The sequence below is a fragment of the Arthrobacter sp. Cza30 genome (assembly GCF_059090765.1).
Map to the genome: position 1 here is coordinate 621,981 of NZ_JBNHGA010000002.1, position 14,065 is coordinate 636,045.

Annotated in this window: 17 protein-coding genes; 6 read left to right on the top strand and 11 right to left on the bottom strand. The window is 69.6% G+C overall.

Translation table 11 applies throughout. The features are described from left to right. The first annotated feature begins 20 nt into the window (after nt 1-20). Nucleotides 21-569 (top strand): CGNR zinc finger domain-containing protein, encoded by a 549-nt coding sequence (locus tag AC5RVZ_RS08185; protein ID WP_494065258.1) that lies wholly within the window; start codon nt 21-23, stop codon nt 567-569. Between the two features lie 13 nt (nt 570-582). On the opposite strand, the gene AC5RVZ_RS08190 is transcribed toward AC5RVZ_RS08185, so the two are convergent. The 7 genes from AC5RVZ_RS08190 to AC5RVZ_RS08220 all read right to left on the bottom strand — a co-directional run bounded on the left by AC5RVZ_RS08190 (nt 583) and on the right by AC5RVZ_RS08220 (nt 5,903). Beyond that, the gene (locus AC5RVZ_RS08190) at nt 583-1,467 is read right to left on the bottom strand and encodes a DUF4261 domain-containing protein (protein WP_494065259.1); all 885 of its coding nucleotides are present in this window, start codon (nt 1,465-1,467) and stop codon (nt 583-585) included. Nucleotides 1,468-1,508: 41 nt separating this feature from the next. Beyond that, nucleotides 1,509-1,937 carry a hypothetical protein gene (locus tag AC5RVZ_RS08195; RefSeq protein WP_494065260.1) on the bottom strand — a complete coding sequence of 143 codons (429 nt, stop codon included), beginning with the start codon at nt 1,935-1,937 and terminating at the stop codon, nt 1,509-1,511. A 102-nt stretch (nt 1,938-2,039) separates the two neighbouring features. Then, on the bottom strand, nt 2,040-2,654 hold the full coding sequence (locus AC5RVZ_RS08200) for a hypothetical protein (protein ID WP_494065261.1): 615 nt from the start codon (nt 2,652-2,654) through the stop codon (nt 2,040-2,042). Nucleotides 2,655-2,663: 9 nt separating this feature from the next. After that, complete coding sequence (locus AC5RVZ_RS08205; protein ID WP_494065262.1) at nt 2,664-4,019, bottom strand: MATE family efflux transporter; 1,356 nt, start codon at nt 4,017-4,019, stop codon at nt 2,664-2,666. 4 nt (nt 4,020-4,023) lie between these two features. Further along, nucleotides 4,024-4,449, bottom strand: coding sequence for a type II toxin-antitoxin system VapC family toxin (locus AC5RVZ_RS08210; protein ID WP_494065263.1), 426 nt, complete (start codon nt 4,447-4,449; stop codon nt 4,024-4,026). After that, on the bottom strand, nt 4,446-4,685 hold the full coding sequence (locus AC5RVZ_RS08215) for a FitA-like ribbon-helix-helix domain-containing protein (RefSeq protein ID WP_494065264.1): 240 nt from the start codon (nt 4,683-4,685) through the stop codon (nt 4,446-4,448). The genes AC5RVZ_RS08210 and AC5RVZ_RS08215 overlap by 4 nt, the downstream gene beginning before the upstream one ends. Before the next feature lie 66 nt (nt 4,686-4,751). Beyond that, nucleotides 4,752-5,903: an MFS transporter gene (locus AC5RVZ_RS08220; RefSeq protein ID WP_494065513.1), complete on the bottom strand. Its 1,152-nt coding sequence runs from the start codon at nt 5,901-5,903 to the stop codon at nt 4,752-4,754. A gap of 188 nt (nt 5,904-6,091) precedes the next feature. Between AC5RVZ_RS08220 and bcp the strand changes: the two genes are divergently transcribed. Further along, nucleotides 6,092-6,556, top strand: a complete 465-nt coding sequence (gene bcp / locus AC5RVZ_RS08225) for a thioredoxin-dependent thiol peroxidase (protein WP_494065265.1) — start codon at nt 6,092-6,094, stop codon at nt 6,554-6,556. A 126-nt stretch (nt 6,557-6,682) separates the two neighbouring features. Here bcp and AC5RVZ_RS08230 read toward each other — a convergent pair whose 3' ends face one another. Next, complete coding sequence (locus AC5RVZ_RS08230; protein WP_494065266.1) at nt 6,683-7,951, bottom strand: MFS transporter; 1,269 nt, start codon at nt 7,949-7,951, stop codon at nt 6,683-6,685. A gap of 95 nt (nt 7,952-8,046) precedes the next feature. Here AC5RVZ_RS08230 and AC5RVZ_RS08235 point away from each other — a divergent pair, with 95 nt between their 5' ends. The 3 genes from AC5RVZ_RS08235 to AC5RVZ_RS08245 all read left to right on the top strand — a co-directional run bounded on the left by AC5RVZ_RS08235 (nt 8,047) and on the right by AC5RVZ_RS08245 (nt 9,736). Next, nucleotides 8,047-9,144 carry a sialidase family protein gene (locus AC5RVZ_RS08235; RefSeq protein ID WP_494065267.1) on the top strand — a complete coding sequence of 366 codons (1,098 nt, stop codon included), beginning with the start codon at nt 8,047-8,049 and terminating at the stop codon, nt 9,142-9,144. 12 nt (nt 9,145-9,156) lie between these two features. Next, nucleotides 9,157-9,459 (top strand): MoaD/ThiS family protein, encoded by a 303-nt coding sequence (locus AC5RVZ_RS08240; RefSeq protein WP_494065268.1) that lies wholly within the window; start codon nt 9,157-9,159, stop codon nt 9,457-9,459. A 61-nt stretch (nt 9,460-9,520) separates the two neighbouring features. Further along, nucleotides 9,521-9,736, top strand: a complete 216-nt coding sequence (locus tag AC5RVZ_RS08245) for an Rv3202a family protein (RefSeq protein WP_494065269.1) — start codon at nt 9,521-9,523, stop codon at nt 9,734-9,736. A 92-nt stretch (nt 9,737-9,828) separates the two neighbouring features. Here AC5RVZ_RS08245 and AC5RVZ_RS08250 read toward each other — a convergent pair whose 3' ends face one another. After that, nucleotides 9,829-10,368: a DinB family protein gene (locus AC5RVZ_RS08250; protein ID WP_494065270.1), complete on the bottom strand. Its 540-nt coding sequence runs from the start codon at nt 10,366-10,368 to the stop codon at nt 9,829-9,831. Between the two features lie 36 nt (nt 10,369-10,404). Between AC5RVZ_RS08250 and AC5RVZ_RS08255 the strand changes: the two genes are divergently transcribed. Next, a complete protein-coding gene (locus tag AC5RVZ_RS08255; RefSeq protein ID WP_494065271.1) occupies nt 10,405-10,989 on the top strand; it encodes an LOG family protein in 585 nt (194 codons plus the stop codon). A 106-nt stretch (nt 10,990-11,095) separates the two neighbouring features. Here the strand turns inward: AC5RVZ_RS08255 and AC5RVZ_RS08260 are convergent, their stop codons facing one another. After that, nucleotides 11,096-12,082 carry an ABC transporter substrate-binding protein gene (locus AC5RVZ_RS08260; RefSeq protein WP_494065272.1) on the bottom strand — a complete coding sequence of 329 codons (987 nt, stop codon included), beginning with the start codon at nt 12,080-12,082 and terminating at the stop codon, nt 11,096-11,098. A 289-nt stretch (nt 12,083-12,371) separates the two neighbouring features. After that, nucleotides 12,372-14,063 (bottom strand): long-chain-fatty-acid--CoA ligase, encoded by a 1,692-nt coding sequence (locus AC5RVZ_RS08265; protein WP_494065273.1) that lies wholly within the window; start codon nt 14,061-14,063, stop codon nt 12,372-12,374. Nucleotides 14,064-14,065: the final 2 nt, after the last annotated feature.

Sequence of the window (14,065 nt, forward strand, 5' to 3'; positions counted from 1 at the left end):
GCCGCTGTTCAGGAGTCAATGTGGTCTTTGCTCATGACACCGAGCACTCGCTGGTGGACGCCGCCCGGCTGATCAATACGGCCGAGGTCTCCCCGGACACCCTCGCCAGCGTGGCGGATCTCGATGCCCTCGTGGCGGACTTCGGCTTCACCGGCTCGCGCAGGCATACGACGGCGGAGCTGGAGGCGGTCCGCGCCCTGCGCCCCGTGCTCAAGGAGGTGTGGACCGCGACGGAGGACCGCGCCGTCGTCGTCGTCAATACGATCCTGGCCGACGCCGGTGCCATCCCGCAGCTGGTCAAGCACGACCAGTGGGACTACCACCTGCATGCCACCAGCCCGGACGCGCCGCTGGAGGTGCGCATGGCCGTGGAGGCGGCGATGGCGCTGGTGGACGTGATCCGCGAGAAGCAGCTGGACCGGCTGCGGACCTGCGCCGCGGACGACTGCACCGCGGTGCTGGTGGACCTGTCGAAGAACCGGTCGAAGCGCTTTTGCGATACCGGCAACTGCGCCAACCGCACGCACGTGGCCGCCTACCGGGCGCGCAAGTCGGCTGCCAACGGTTGACCGGAGAACGGCCCTAGCGGCTGCCGGCGGAGTAGGGCGGGCCGGGATCGAGGTCGATGACCGTCCGCAGCGGCGGCAGCAGCGAGTCTTCCCAGCTGGCGGTGAAGGCCAGGCCGTCCGGACCGTTCAGCCGGCTGTTGGATTCGATGACGGGCCCGTGTTCGTAGAGGTAGGCGGCCACGTTAAAGGCCAGTTCCACCATCTGGTTCGGGTCCTTGTCGCGGAAGTGCACCTGCACGTCCGGCAGGCCCAGCTGGTACATGCCCAGGCTGTCCACCACCATGGCGCCCTCGTCGTTGCTGACCAGGAAGAACCGCATGTTCACCGGGCCCGCCAGCGGGTGGGCCGCCTCAAGCTCCCGGGGGTCCCGCCAGTGCGAGTTGTGCAGCCAGCGGACCGCCGCGGGCCGCGTCTCGGCGGCCAGCAGGCGCAGCACCCGCTGGAAGGACTCGACCCGCGGCTTGGGTTCGAACCCGCTGGCCACCACCTCCGTCACCAGGATGCGGTGGGTGCAGCCGGGAACCTGCTGCTCGGCGTCGGGCCAGGACCAGCTCTGGTCCGCGGGTGTTGCCGCCAGCGCCTCGGCCGCCGACAGCGGCCCGCGGGGAACGGCCACGCCGGTGCTCAGCCGGATGGTTTTCACGCCGGAGGCACCGTTGATGTCGAAGGAGTGCGCGGCATGCGGCAGCAGGGCTACGCCGTCGGAAAAGGAGGCGCCGGGGAATTCCTCCGCCAACCGCGCCTGGAGTTCCTCGCCGAAGAGCAGGGGGTCCTTCCGGTACCACAGCTCCGCGGCCACCGTGCTCTTGGCCTCGGGCGGTTGTCCGCCGCCGGTCGCCGCGGCCTCGCCGGGATGCGCCGGGTCGGGCGGGTGCGGGGAAGGCTGGCCGGAGGTCATGTTGCCTTGCTTGTCGGGCCCGGCCGGGCCGGCGCCAGGCATCAGCGGCGCGCGTCGCCGTCGTCGTCGTTGCCGGAAAGGCGGTTGGTGCCCTGGTCGGGATGTGCGGCGGCCTCCGCCGCCTGCTGTTCTTCCACCTGGGCCCGGCTCTGCGGTGTGCCCGGGGCCGGAACGGTGCCCGCGCCGCCGGGGATCTTCGAGGAGACCCGATGGATCCCGGAGCCCTCGCTGAGGTGGCTCGGGTTCTCCTTGGTGGACATGGTCAGCACCGCCACAATCAGCAGCGAGGCGATGAAGGCGATGCCGGCAGCCGTCACGCCGAGGTCCCAGCGCAGCAGGTTTCCGGACCCGCCGGTGGCGAAGACCATGGTCAGGGCGCCGGCGATCACGGCCAGTACCGCCGAGAAGATCAGCGGGCCCTTGACGGACATCCGTCCTTCGTCCGGACGGCCAGACGCGTTCTTGCCCACGATGATTTCCTCCTGCTGACGGGTAAAGCCTGCATCCAGTCTACCGGTCGTAGAAGTTGCCGCGCAGGCGCCAGTGGCGCCGGCCACACCTGCGGGCGGGACTCAGCCGGCCGCGGGCGGCCTGGCGTCGTGGCGCAGGCTGAGGGCGGCAATCAGCAGGACGACGGCGATGATGATCGCCGCCCCGCCCAGCACCCCCAGCAGCGCATGCGGGCCCAGGTGCGCGAAGAACGGCAGCGCGATGCCGAAGCCCACGGACACGGCACCGGTAATCAGCCAGTCGCGGGCCAGGACGGACCCGGCCTCACCGGTCGCGGCCGGGGCAGCCGCGGGATTCCCTGGAACGTCGCGGCCGCGGGTCGGGCGGTTGCTCCACCAGAGCATCAGCTCGGCCCCGCCCGAGACCAGCAGCGCCGCGGTGGCCAGCACTGTGAACATCGGCACCGTCTGCAGGGCGCAGGCCAGGATGCCGGCCACGGCGAGCACCGCTGCCTGGAGGAGCAGCAACTGGCGGTGGGCAGCAGCGGCCGGCTTGCGGGCCAGCAGCCAGACCGCCCCGCCGCTGAGCAGCAGGAACAGCCCGCCGGCCAGTGCCATCACGGTGCGGTCGGGTTCCTGCCAGAAGATGGTGGTGGCGCCGAAGGCGGCGGCCACCAGGGCGCGGATCAGGACCGGCTGCCAGAATACGGCCGCCTGGGTAGTACTCGGGATCGTCACGGTTCAAGCCTAGTGTGCCCCGGTGACCATCCACGCATCGTTGCGGACCCGCCAGCCGAGCGTGACCGCGCGCGCCGCGGTGTAGCCGAGCCCGAAGGCGGCCCACAGCCAGAGCAGGCCCGCCGTGCCGGTCAGCCCGGCCATGGCCACCCACACCAGCAGCGGCGCGTACGCCAGCAGATTCACCACGCCGGCAATCGCCAGGTAGCGCGCGTCGCCGGCGCCGATCAGCACGCCGTCCAGGACGAAGACAAGCCCGCAGATCGGCTGGCTGAGGGCCAGCAGCCAGATCGCGGCCGTGAACGCCTGGTGGACGGCCGGATCGGAGGTAAAGACCCAGCCGAGCACCGGCGCCACCGCGGCCAGCAGCAGGCCGGTCACGACGCCGAATCCCACGCCCCAGACGATCATCCGGCGGGTCAGCGAGTGTGCGAGCGCCTTGTTCGAGGCCCCGAGTTCCTTCCCGATCAGGGCCTGCGCGGCGATCGCGATGGCGTCCAGCGCGAAGGCCAGGAAACTGTACATGGTCATCACCAGCTGGTGGCCGGCCAGGCTCACCGGGCCCTGCGAGGTGGCCACAAAAACCGTCGCGAGCAGCGCGATCCGCATGCTCAAGGTCCGCAGCATCAGCCAGGACCCCACGTGCGTGGTGGCCTTCAGGCCGACCCAGGTGGGCCGCAGCCGCACGCTGTGCTTCACAGCTCCGCGGTAGACGATGACGAGGTAGACCGCCGCCATGGCCCACTGGACCAGGCTGGTGCCCATGGCGGACCCGGCCACCGAGAGCCCCATCCCGTAGACCAGCAGGAAGTTCAGGCCGATGTTGGCCAGGAAGCCGATGCCGGCGACCAGCAGCGGGGTCTTGGTGTCCTGCAACCCGCGCAACACCCCGGTGGCCGCCAGCACGATCAGCATGCCCGGCAGGCCGGGCATCGACCAGCGCAGGTAGTCCACCGCGAACCCCTGCACTTGCCCGCTGGCCCCCATGGCCGCGGTCAGGTCCGGGGCGAAAGCCCAGCCGGCGGCGGCCAGCACCACGCCGACGACCAGCGCCAGCCAGATGCCGTCCCGCCCGACGCCGTACGCATCCGACATCCGGCCGGCGCCCAGCAGCCGCGCCACCGCCGGCGTGGTCGAGTAGGCGAGGAAGATCATCAGTCCGACGACGGTCTGCACCACGGTGGCGGCCAGCCCCATGCCGGCCAGTTCCGCCACGCCGAGGTGCCCCACGATGGCCGAATCGGCCGCCAGGAACAGCGGCTCGGCGATCAAGGCGCCGAATGCGGGGATGGCGAGTGCAAGGATTTGACGGTTCAGGCTCCGTCCCTGCCGCAGCTCGGCGGTCTTCTCCGGGTTCACGCCCACCAGCTTAGGCGCCTTGCAGCCCGGATTCCGGCGTGACGAACCGGCAGCGCGGCCCTGGAGCGTTCAACAGTCGGATGTCCAGCGTCGCCAGGGGAACCGCGAGCAGTTCGGCCAGTGCCACGTAGGACGCATCGTAAGGGCTTACGGAGTGCCGCAGTTCCCAGGCCCGTTCCGCCAACGGGGCAAACGGCCAGAGCTGGACGGGCCAGCGTCCCAGATGCCCAAAAGCAGCCGCTGCCTGTCCGCTGCTGACCCGACCTGCCTGCTCCGTTCGACGCAAAGCACCCGTGCACTCGAACAGCACCAGCTCCGGCGCATGATTCTGTTGGACCTGCAGACACTTCCGAGCCCAGGCCTGCTCTTCAGCTGCGCCGATCAACGCAGACACAATGACCGACGCGTCTACGACAAGACCTTGCGACGCGGTCACCGACGATCCGCGTTCAAAGCGTCGAGGATCTCTTGTGCAGTAACCCCGCCACCCGTCTTCAGCTCGACATCCGCTTCAAGCCCTCGGACGAAATCCACTGGACTGGGACGTGTCGCCAGTTCACGTAGTTCAGCGTTCAGGTACTCCTGCAGGGAGCGCCCCGACCGGGCAGCCCTTTCTGCCAGCCGGTCCCTCACCTCTTCAGGTACGTGGCGAATGGTGATGGAAACCGTCATGATCCAAGTTTAGCCATCGTGCATGCATTATGCATGCACTTCCACAAGGCTTACTGGTTCTCCCGGTTATCCGGCGCCCCGGGTACGCAGGGCGGGCACCGCCGTCGTGCCCGCGACGACGGCGAGCGCGGCGGTAAACGCGACGACGCCGGTCCAGCCGAACCGGCCGAAGAAGAGGCCGCCGGCCCAGCCGAACAGGCTGGACCCGGCGTAGTAGAAGAGGTTGTAGAGGCCAGACGCCTGGGCCGCGCCGACCGTCGCCAGCCGCGGCGTCCAACCCGACGCGACCGAATGGGCGGCGAAGAATCCGCCCGTGAACACCAGCAGCCCCAGCAGGATCAACGGGAGCGAGTCGACGAGGGTGACCGCCAGCCCGGCGATGCTGACCAGGATCCCGCCCAGCAGCACGGGCAGCCGGCCGGTCCTCGACGTCAGGCCGCCGGCCACCCGGGAGCTCACGGTGCCGGCCAGGTAGGCCAGGAACAGCAGGGAGGCCAGCGACGCGGGCAGGGAAAACGGCGGCGCCTCCAGCCGGAAGCCCAGGTAATTGTAGACGGCGACGAATCCGCCCATGAGCAGGAATCCCTGGGCATAGAGCGCCAGCAGCGGCGCCGAGCGCAGGTTGGCCAGGATCCGCTGCCCCAGCCCGGGCCCCTGTCCGCGCATCATCGGCCGAAAGCCGCGCGGGGCCGGTGCCAGCCGGACGAACAGCACGGCGGTCAGCGCGGCGGCGGCGCTGACCGCCAGCACGCCGGCGCGCCAATCGGCCCACTCCGCCACCGGTCCGGCGATGAGACGGCCGGCCAGGCCGCCCACGGTCGTGCCCGCCACGTAGGTGCCGGCCGCGACCGCCGCATGCAGTCGCTGCACCTCCTCGTTCAGGTAGACCAGTGCGACGGCGGGGATCCCGCCCAGCGCGGCGCCCTCCAGGAAGCGCAGCGCCAGCAGGGCGGGGAAATTCGGCGCCAGCGGCAGCGCCAGGCCCAGGATCACGGCGGCGCCGATCGCCCACGTCATGGTGCGCTTGCGGCCGGCCCGGTCCGCCACCGCGGACCACGGCATGACGGCCAGGGCCAGGCCGATGGTGGCCGCGGAAAGACTGAGCGCGGCGTCGGCCGCGCTGATCTGGAAGCTTCGGGCGATGCCGGGCAGCACCGCCTGCACCGAATACAGCTGGGCGAACGTGGCGAAGCCGCCGAAGAGCAACGCCAGGAGCATGTTGCGGTATCCCGGGCTGCCTTTCGGGTGGCCCGCCCAGGGTTGTTCCGCGCTACTCACGCCTTCGATGCTATGCCCGCCGCACGCAATGGTTGACGACGCCGCACGGGTGCGGCGCGGGCCCCCCACTACACTCGGACCAGTAGCAAAGCTTCGCATCTTGTACGTCTCGATGAAAGAGGATCTTCGTGTCCCAGCTCCAACCCGGCATGCCCGCCCCCGCGTTCACCCTCTCCGACGCCGACGGCAAGAAGGTCTCGCTGTCCGACTACGCCGGCTGGAATGTGGTGCTCTACTTCTACCCCAAGGCCGCCACTCCCGGCTGCACCACCGAGGCCTGCGATTTCCGCGACAGCCTCAACTCCCTGCAGGCCGCCAACTACGACGTCGTCGGCATCTCACCGGACGACCCCGACGCCATCCAGGCGTTCAGCGACGCCGAGGGCCTGACGTTCCCGCTGCTCTCCGACCCCGACTTCGCGGTGGCCAAGGTGTACGGCTCCTACGGCGACAAGACCTTCGGCGGGAAGGTCTTCACCGGGACGCTGCGCAGCACCTTCGTGATCGGTCCCGACGGAACCATCATGCACGCCGAGTACGACGTGGACGCCAAGGGCCACGTCGCCCGGCTGCGCGAGACCCTCGGGGTCTGATTTCCGGACTGCGCAAGACGCGGCGCACGACGGCGGTGCTCAGCCATCGCCGTCGTCGCTCCGTTTCGGGTCCCTGCTCCACTCAACAACCGGAGCAGGCGGCCGAACCGGAGCGCCAGGCCGGCTTCAAGCGGCCGGCCGCCGCCCGCCGCCGCCACCGCCGGGGCGCACCGTCAACCGTGCTGCGGCGGCGGCACCCAGCACCGCGCAGGAGAACCAGATCGCGCCGCCGGGGCCGAGCGGGGCGGCCACCAGGCCCGCCGCCAGCGGCAGCACGACCTGCCCCACCCGGTTGCCCAGCAGCCGCAGCGCCAGCGCCGACCCCCGGGACTCCGGCCGGACGGCGTGGCTGATCAGCGTCATGGTCAAGGGCTGGCCCAGGCCCAAGAGGAACCCGCCCACGAACAGAGCGGCGGCGGCCACCCAGAACGGCTCCAGGACGAACGGCGTCACCGCGATCGCCGCGCCGGAGCCCAGCAGGCTGACCACCAGCAATTGGATCCGGGTCCAGCGGTGCACCAGCCACGGCAGCAGGACCCGCGAGATGATCGACGCGCCAGCCCGCACGGCCAGCAGGACGCCCACCCAGAGCGGCGGCACCCCGAGCTCCTCGCCGACCAGCGGCAGGAACGCCACCAAGATGTCGATCACCGAGAGCAGCGCCATGGACGCCAGCATGTTCCAGGCCACGCCGGGCCGCCGCAGGATCTGGCGCACCGGCTCCTTCACCAGCGGTGCCCGCGCCGCACCGCCGTCGTTCTTGCCGCGGCGGAACCGGCGGGCCGCCGCACCGGGATGCGCGCCGATCAGCATCACCGGCGCCCCGGCTGCGGCGATGCCGGCCGCCAGCAGCAGGGTCAGGTCGATGGCGCCGAGCCAGCTCGGCCCCACTCCCGCGGTCTCGCTGCCCAGCAGCAGCCCGGCCAGCAGCGGGCCGAGCAACTGCCCCAGCGAAAAGGCGGCGGTGAACCAGCCGAAGCCGCTGTCCATCTGGTTCAGCGGCGCATACCGCCCGATGGCGGACTGGCCGGCAATGGTGAACAGCAGGTGCCCCACTCCGAGCAGGGCCATGGAGATCGCGATGACCGCGACCCCCTGCGCCAAGGCCAGCCCCAGCGTGGCCACCGCCAGCAGGGCCGCGCCCAACGCGACCATGCCCTTGAGCGAGGGAATCCGGTCGCTCACCCGCCCGAGCCACAGCGCCGCCACCACCGGCAGCACCGCGTAAACGGCGGTCACCACGCCGATGACCGCCGCGTCGCCGCCCAGGGCCAGCAGCTTGTACGAAACCACCGGCCGCGACACGTTCAGGGACGTCTGGGTCAGCACGGCGGCCGCCATCAGGACCCAAAGCCAGAGGCGTGAGCCGGGCTGGTGTGGCGGGTGGGTGCTCATGTCCTCGTTCCTGAAGTACGGCCGGCCTCCCCATTCTGCCCCGCGCCCGGCCGTTCGTCGCAAAACCGTTGCGCCGCCGGTGCCCCGGTGGTCGAATGGGTGGCATGGCTACTGGGGAGACCGTCCTGGCGATCGGGACGAAGAAAGGGCTGTGGCTGGCTACCAGCCGCGACCGGACCAACTGGTCCCTGTCCGGCCCGCACTTTTTGATGAACGAGATCCCCAGCATCGGGATCGACCAGCGCGGCGGCTCCACCCGCCTGCTGGTGGGCGCCCGCTCCGAACACTGGGGGCCCACAATCTTCCGCTCGGAGGACCTCGGCGAGACCTGGACCGAACCGGAGCACGGCGCCATCCGCTTCGGCGACAACGACGGCGCCGCGGTGGAGCGGATCTGGCAGATCCAGCCCGACGCCGCGGACCGGCCGGGCGTGGTCTGGGCCGGCTGCGAACCGATTTCGGTCTGGAAGTCCACCGACGGCGGTGAACACTTCGAGCTCAACCGCAGCCTGTGGGACCACCCGGACAAGGACCAGTGGGGGGCCGGTTACGGCGGAGCGGCGGTGCATTCGGTGCTGCCGAGTCCGCAGGATCCGGACACCGTGCACGTGGCCATGAGCACCGGGGGCGTGTACCGGACCACCGACGGCGGCGCCAGCTGGCAGGCACGCAACCACGGCATCAGCGCCTACTTCATGCCCGATCCGAATCCCGAGGTGGGCCAGTGCGTCCACAAGATCGCGCGGGATGCCGCAGATCCGTCCACGCTCTTCGCACAGAACCACCACGGCGTCTACCGCTCGGACGATTCCGGCGACAACTGGCAGTCCATTGCCGACGGGCTGCCCACCGATTTCGGCTTCGTGATGCTCACCCACCCGCGCAGGCCCCGGACCGCGTGGGTGGTCCCGATCAAGGCCGACGGCGAGCGGATTCCGCCGGACGGGCATCTCGCCGTGCACCGGACCGACGACGGCGGCGCCACCTGGGCGCGTTTCGCCACCGGGCTGCCGGACCAGGATTACAACGTGGTGCTGCGTGACGCCGCCGCCGTGGACACCGGCGATCCGGCCGGCGTCTACTTCGGCACCCGCGGCGGCTCGGTGTACGCCAGTGCCGACGAGGGCGAAGTCTTCGTGGAAGTGGCCTCGGGGCTGCCGGACGTCCTGTGCGTCCGCGCGGCCACCCTGTAAGGAGGGATCCCCGTGGTGGGTGTGGCAGAAAAAGCGGTCACCGTCGTCGTGCCCAGCCTGCTGGCGAAGGTGACCGGCGAGCAGCGCGAACTGACCGTGCCGGCAACCGGTCCGCAATCCGTGGCGGAGATCCTGGACGCCTTGGCCGGCGATTACCCGGTTTTCAACCGCCGCGTCCGCAACGAAACCGGTGCCATCCGCCGCTACGTCAACCTGTATCTCGACGGCGAGGACATCCGCACGCTGCAGGGACCGGCGACGCTGGTCGCACCCGGGCAGGAACTGCTGATTATCCAGTCCGTCGCCGGTGGATAGGATCCACGATTAAGCCGACAATGGTGTACCAATAGCCGCCGCAACTTGGAGGAGGGACCCGATGACCAGCAACAGCCAGCACGAAGCAGACATCACGGAAGCCAACGAGGCGGACGTGCAGGAACAGGCCCTTCCAGTCCGCAGTGACGACCTGGAACACGAAGCATCGCCGGCGGTGACCTCCACCTGGGAGGCGAACGAGGCGGACCTGCAGGAGCAGCTGGAACCGGTCAAGTCCGACGAGGACGACGAGTATCCGCGCGGGGAAGCCGAGTAGGACCGGTCCGCTCGGGACGCGGGGGTCCGGCCTAAAGACGTTGGCAACTGCGGGGAGTCGGCCACGGGCAGTGCAGGGTGCCGTGCTGCCCGCTACTCCCCGACCAATCCGTCCACTGCCTCGCGCAGCAGGTCGGCATGCCCGTTGTGCCGCGAGTACTCCTCGATCATGTGGACCAGGATCCAGCGGAGGCTGGGAACCCCGGTAGCGGACCCGGCCGCCGAGCCGGTCCCGTCCAGGCCCCCGTCGGCCAGGGCTTCGGCGGTCAGGGAGCGGGAGCGTGCCACGGCTGTTTGCCACATCCGGCGGAGCTGTCCCGGCGTGTTTTCGCCCGCGGACTGCCAGTCCCAGTCCGGGCTGGCCTTCCAGTCCACTGTGTCCCAGGGTGGCTGCGGTTCCTGCCCGTGCAAGCGGTGGGAGAACCAGTAGTCCTCCACGAACGCCAAATGCTTGAGCATCCCGCCCAGCGTCATGGTCGACGGAGCCAGCCGCGCCGCCAACTCCTTGGCACCCAGGCCGGCGCACTTCCATTCGAAGGTGGCGCGGTGGAACTCCAGGAAACCCAGCAGGGTCTCCACCTCCCCCGCCGCCAGCGGAGGGTCGGTGCGGCCTTGCTCGTCCACGTCGCTCATGGTCAGCGAGTCTAGCGGCACTGGAATAATAGCCGCATGCGACTTGCAGTATTCACCGGATCGGCCAGCGGCAGGGACGACATCTACGCGCGGGAGGCGGAGCGGTTCGCCACCGAACTGGCCTCCCGTGGCATCGGGATTGTGTACGGCGGCGGGCAGGTGGGCCTGATGGGCGTCGTCGCGGACAGCGCGGTGGCAGCCGGCGGCGACGTGGTGGGCGTGATCCCGGAGTCGTTGGACAAGACCGAAGTGGGGCACGTCGGGCTGAGCACCCTGCACGTGGTGGACTCCATGCACGAGCGCAAACAAATGATGGCGGACCTGGCCGACGCCTTCGTGGCGCTGCCGGGCGGCATCGGAACGCTGGAGGAGATTTTCGAGGCCTGGACCTGGCTTCAGCTCGGGATCCACGAGAAGCCGGTGGCCTTCCTGAACATCAACGGCTTCTGGGACCAGCTGCTGGCGACCATCGACGGCTTGGTAGCCAGCGGCTTCCTCAAGCAGGACTACCGGGATGCGGTCATCGTGGCCGGCTCCGCCGCCGAGCTGCTAGACGCCATCGAGGGCTGGACGCCGCCGGTGCGCAAGTGGCGGGACCCCGGCGAGCGCAGCCGCATCTAGCAACCTCTGCGGAATGCAGACAGCGCCCCTCCCGTCCGGGAGAGGCGCTGTCGGTGGCAGCGGACCGCGGGGAGGCCCCGCCGTCGACCGTGTGAGGCTTTGAGGCCTACGGGAAGAACTTGTCCAGCTCTGCCGGCTTCTGCAGGGTGCCGTACTTCAGGGCCGCGTCGGCGAGCTTCTGCGCCGCCTCCATGTTGAAGTCCTTGCGGAACGTGGGCAGGGCCATCTCCGCGCGGGAGTCTTCGTCGATCTTGGTGTAGGTGCCCACGATCTCGCGGACCTCGTCCGGGTTCTCCTGCGCGTACTCCAGCGAGCGGTTCATCGCGGCCTGGAACTTCTTCACCAGCTCCGGATCGCCGGACACCGTCTCACCGGTGGCGAAGTAGCCGGAAATATCCAGGTTCTTGTCGAAGTCGGCGAAGTTGTAGGAGACCACGCGGCCGCCATCTTCGACGGACTGGGACAGGAACGGGTCCAGGATCCACGCGGCGTCCACCTGACCGTTGGCCAGCGCTGCCGGGGCGTCCGGGAAGCCGACCTCGACGAACTTCACGCTCTCGGGGTCGCCGCCGTCGGCCTCGATCACGCTGCGGATGGTGGTGTCACCGATGTTGGAGAGGGTATTCACGGACACGGTCTTGCCGGCCAGGTCCTTGGGCGACTTGATGTCCGAATCGCCCTTCACCACTACCCCGCCGAAATCGTGCTTGGTGTCGCCGGAGGTGGAGTTGCCGTTGGCCACCAGCTGGATGTCCAGGCCCTTGTCGTTGGCGACCATGACCGAGACGACGTTGCCGAAGGCGAAGTCGAAGCCACCGCTGACCACGGCGGGGATGGCCGCAGCGCCGCCGGCCACGTTCTGGATGTCCAAATCCAGGCCCTCTTCTTCGAAGAAACCCTTCGAGTCACCGAGCCAGAGGGGGGCGGTGTCCACGATCGGGATCACGCCAACGGTCACCTTGGTCAGGTCGCCGGCGCCGGCGGATTCGTTCCCGCCGGCCTCGTTGCCGCCGCCGCTGGGCGATCCGGATCCACAAGCCGCCAGGCCAAGCGCGGAGACACCGGCCAGCAGCGTCAGGAATGTTCGCTTCATGTCACTTCCTCAGTTCGAAAAAATCAAGTGACAGCGCCCGCGGTCTCCCCCAACCGGAGAGCGCGGTCATTGCGCTGTCACCGGGGACCACTATGTCACGGCTCACACCGGGCGCCTGCAGCGCGGACGAAATGTGACGCGTCACCCACTTTGCTCGCGCCCGCCCCCTCTGTCAGCGTCACCCACTTTGCTCGTGCCCGCCCCCTCTGTCAGCGTCACCCACTTTGCTCGCGTCACCCCTCTGTTCGCGTCACCCACTTTGTTGCCGGAACCGCCAAGGACGCGCACCTCACCGGGCGGCGAGTTGCGCCTTGACCTGCTTGCGCAGCACCTTGCCCAAAATCGACGTGGGCAGCTCCTCCACCGCGACGATCCGGCGCGGGACCTTGTACGCGGCCAGTCGGCCGCGGCAATAGTCCCGCATCCCCTGTTCATCCAGCCCGACGGCACCTCCGGGGCGAAGCACGACGGCGGCCGCCACCTCCTCGCCGCCCTCCGGGCGGGGAAGGCCGACCGCGGCGGCCTCCATCACGTCCGGGTGTGAGCGGAGCGCGTCTTCGACTTCGGACGGCGACACGTTGAAGCCGCCGGTAATGATCAGTTCCTTGACCCGGTCGACGATGCGGACGTTGTGCTGCCCGTCCACGGTGACGATGTCGCCGGTGCGCACCCAGCCGCCGTCGAGCAGGACCTCAGCCGTTTCCTCCGGCTTGCCCCAGTACCCCTGGAAGACCTGCGGGCCGCGGATCAGCAGTTCGCCCGGCTGGCCCGGCGCGACGTCGCGCGCAGGGTCCTCCGGGTCAACCACCCGCATCTCCGTGCTGGGGAACGGGACACCGATCGTGCCGTTCTGCCGCGTCGGCGCGAACGGGTTGCCCAGGGCCACCGGCGATGTCTCCGTCATCCCGTAACCCTCCACCAGCAGGCCGCCGGCGGTTTCCTCCCACAGGTCCACGGTGGCCTGCGGCAGGTTCATGGCACCCGAGATGGCGAACCGCACGGACCCCAAATCCACCCGGCGCTTCCTGGCCTCCCGGGCGGTCCGCTCGTAGATGGGCGGCACGGCGCAGAAGATGGTGGGCGGGGTCTTCTTCGCCGCCGCCAGCACCAGGTCCACGTCAAACTTGGGAAACAGGACCACCCGCGAGCCGGTGAGCACCCCGAAGGTCAGGTGCAGGGTCATCCCGAAGGCATGGAACATCGGCAGGATGGCGTACATGACCTCCTTGCCCTCGGACACGCCGTGCATCCACGCGCGGCCCTGCTCCGCGTTGGCCCGCAGGTTCCGGTGCGTGAGCATGGCGCCCTTGGGTTGTCCGGTGGTGCCGGAGGTGTACTGGATGGCCGCCAGGTCGGTCACCGCCGGCCCGGGATGCGACTTCTTCAGCGGCCTGGCCTGCAGCAGCCTCTCCCACGTCACGGTCCCCTTAACCCGCGTGGTCAGCGCCTTGCGCGCGGTCCTGGCCGCCGGGACGGGCAGCCGCAGGGCCAGGCGCTTGGCCCGGGGCATCGCCCGGGCGAGGTCCACGGACACGATCGCCTTGACCTCGATATCCGGCGGAAAGGCCTGCACCTTTGCCACCACGTTGTTCCAGACAATGGCTACGGTCGCCCCGTGGTCCTCGAACTGGTGGCGGAGTTCGCGCTCGGTGTACAGCGGATTATGTTCGACGACGACGGCGCCCAGGCGCAGCACGGCGTAGAAGGCCACCACGTGCTGGGGGCAGTTCGGCAGGATCAAGGCCACGCGGCTGCCCGGACCTACGCCGAGCCGGCGCAGGCCTTCCGCCGCCCGGTCTATCTGCCGGCCCAGCTCCCGATAGCTGGTCGCGGCGCCGAAAAAGTCGAGGGCCGTCTTCCTCCGGAACCGGCGGACCGAGTCCTCCAGCATGTGCGACAGGGATTCGGTCGGTACGTCGATCTCGGCCGGCACGCCTGGCTGGTAGTTCTGCAGCCACGGGCGATTCTCAACGGTGGACACAG

What these genes read in the sequence shown, in the direction of transcription:
- AC5RVZ_RS08190 (WP_494065259.1), bottom strand. Translation starts at nt 1,467, where the DNA reads ATGACCTCCGGCCAGCCTTCCCCGCACCCGCCCGACCCGGCGCATCCC.
- AC5RVZ_RS08215 (WP_494065264.1), bottom strand. Translation starts at nt 4,685, where the DNA reads ATGACGGTTTCCATCACCATTCGCCACGTACCTGAAGAGGTGAGGGAC.
- AC5RVZ_RS08220 (WP_494065513.1), bottom strand. Translation starts at nt 5,903, where the DNA reads ATGCTCCTGGCGTTGCTCTTCGGCGGCTTCGCCACGTTCGCCCAGCTG.
- AC5RVZ_RS08230 (WP_494065266.1), bottom strand. Translation starts at nt 7,951, where the DNA reads ATGAGCACCCACCCGCCACACCAGCCCGGCTCACGCCTCTGGCTTTGG.
- AC5RVZ_RS08235 (WP_494065267.1), top strand. Translation starts at nt 8,047, where the DNA reads ATGGGTGGCATGGCTACTGGGGAGACCGTCCTGGCGATCGGGACGAAG.
- AC5RVZ_RS08245 (WP_494065269.1), top strand. Translation starts at nt 9,521, where the DNA reads ATGACCAGCAACAGCCAGCACGAAGCAGACATCACGGAAGCCAACGAG.
- AC5RVZ_RS08250 (WP_494065270.1), bottom strand. Translation starts at nt 10,368, where the DNA reads ATGAGCGACGTGGACGAGCAAGGCCGCACCGACCCTCCGCTGGCGGCG.
- AC5RVZ_RS08255 (WP_494065271.1), top strand. Translation starts at nt 10,405, where the DNA reads ATGCGACTTGCAGTATTCACCGGATCGGCCAGCGGCAGGGACGACATC.
- AC5RVZ_RS08260 (WP_494065272.1), bottom strand. Translation starts at nt 12,082, where the DNA reads ATGAAGCGAACATTCCTGACGCTGCTGGCCGGTGTCTCCGCGCTTGGC.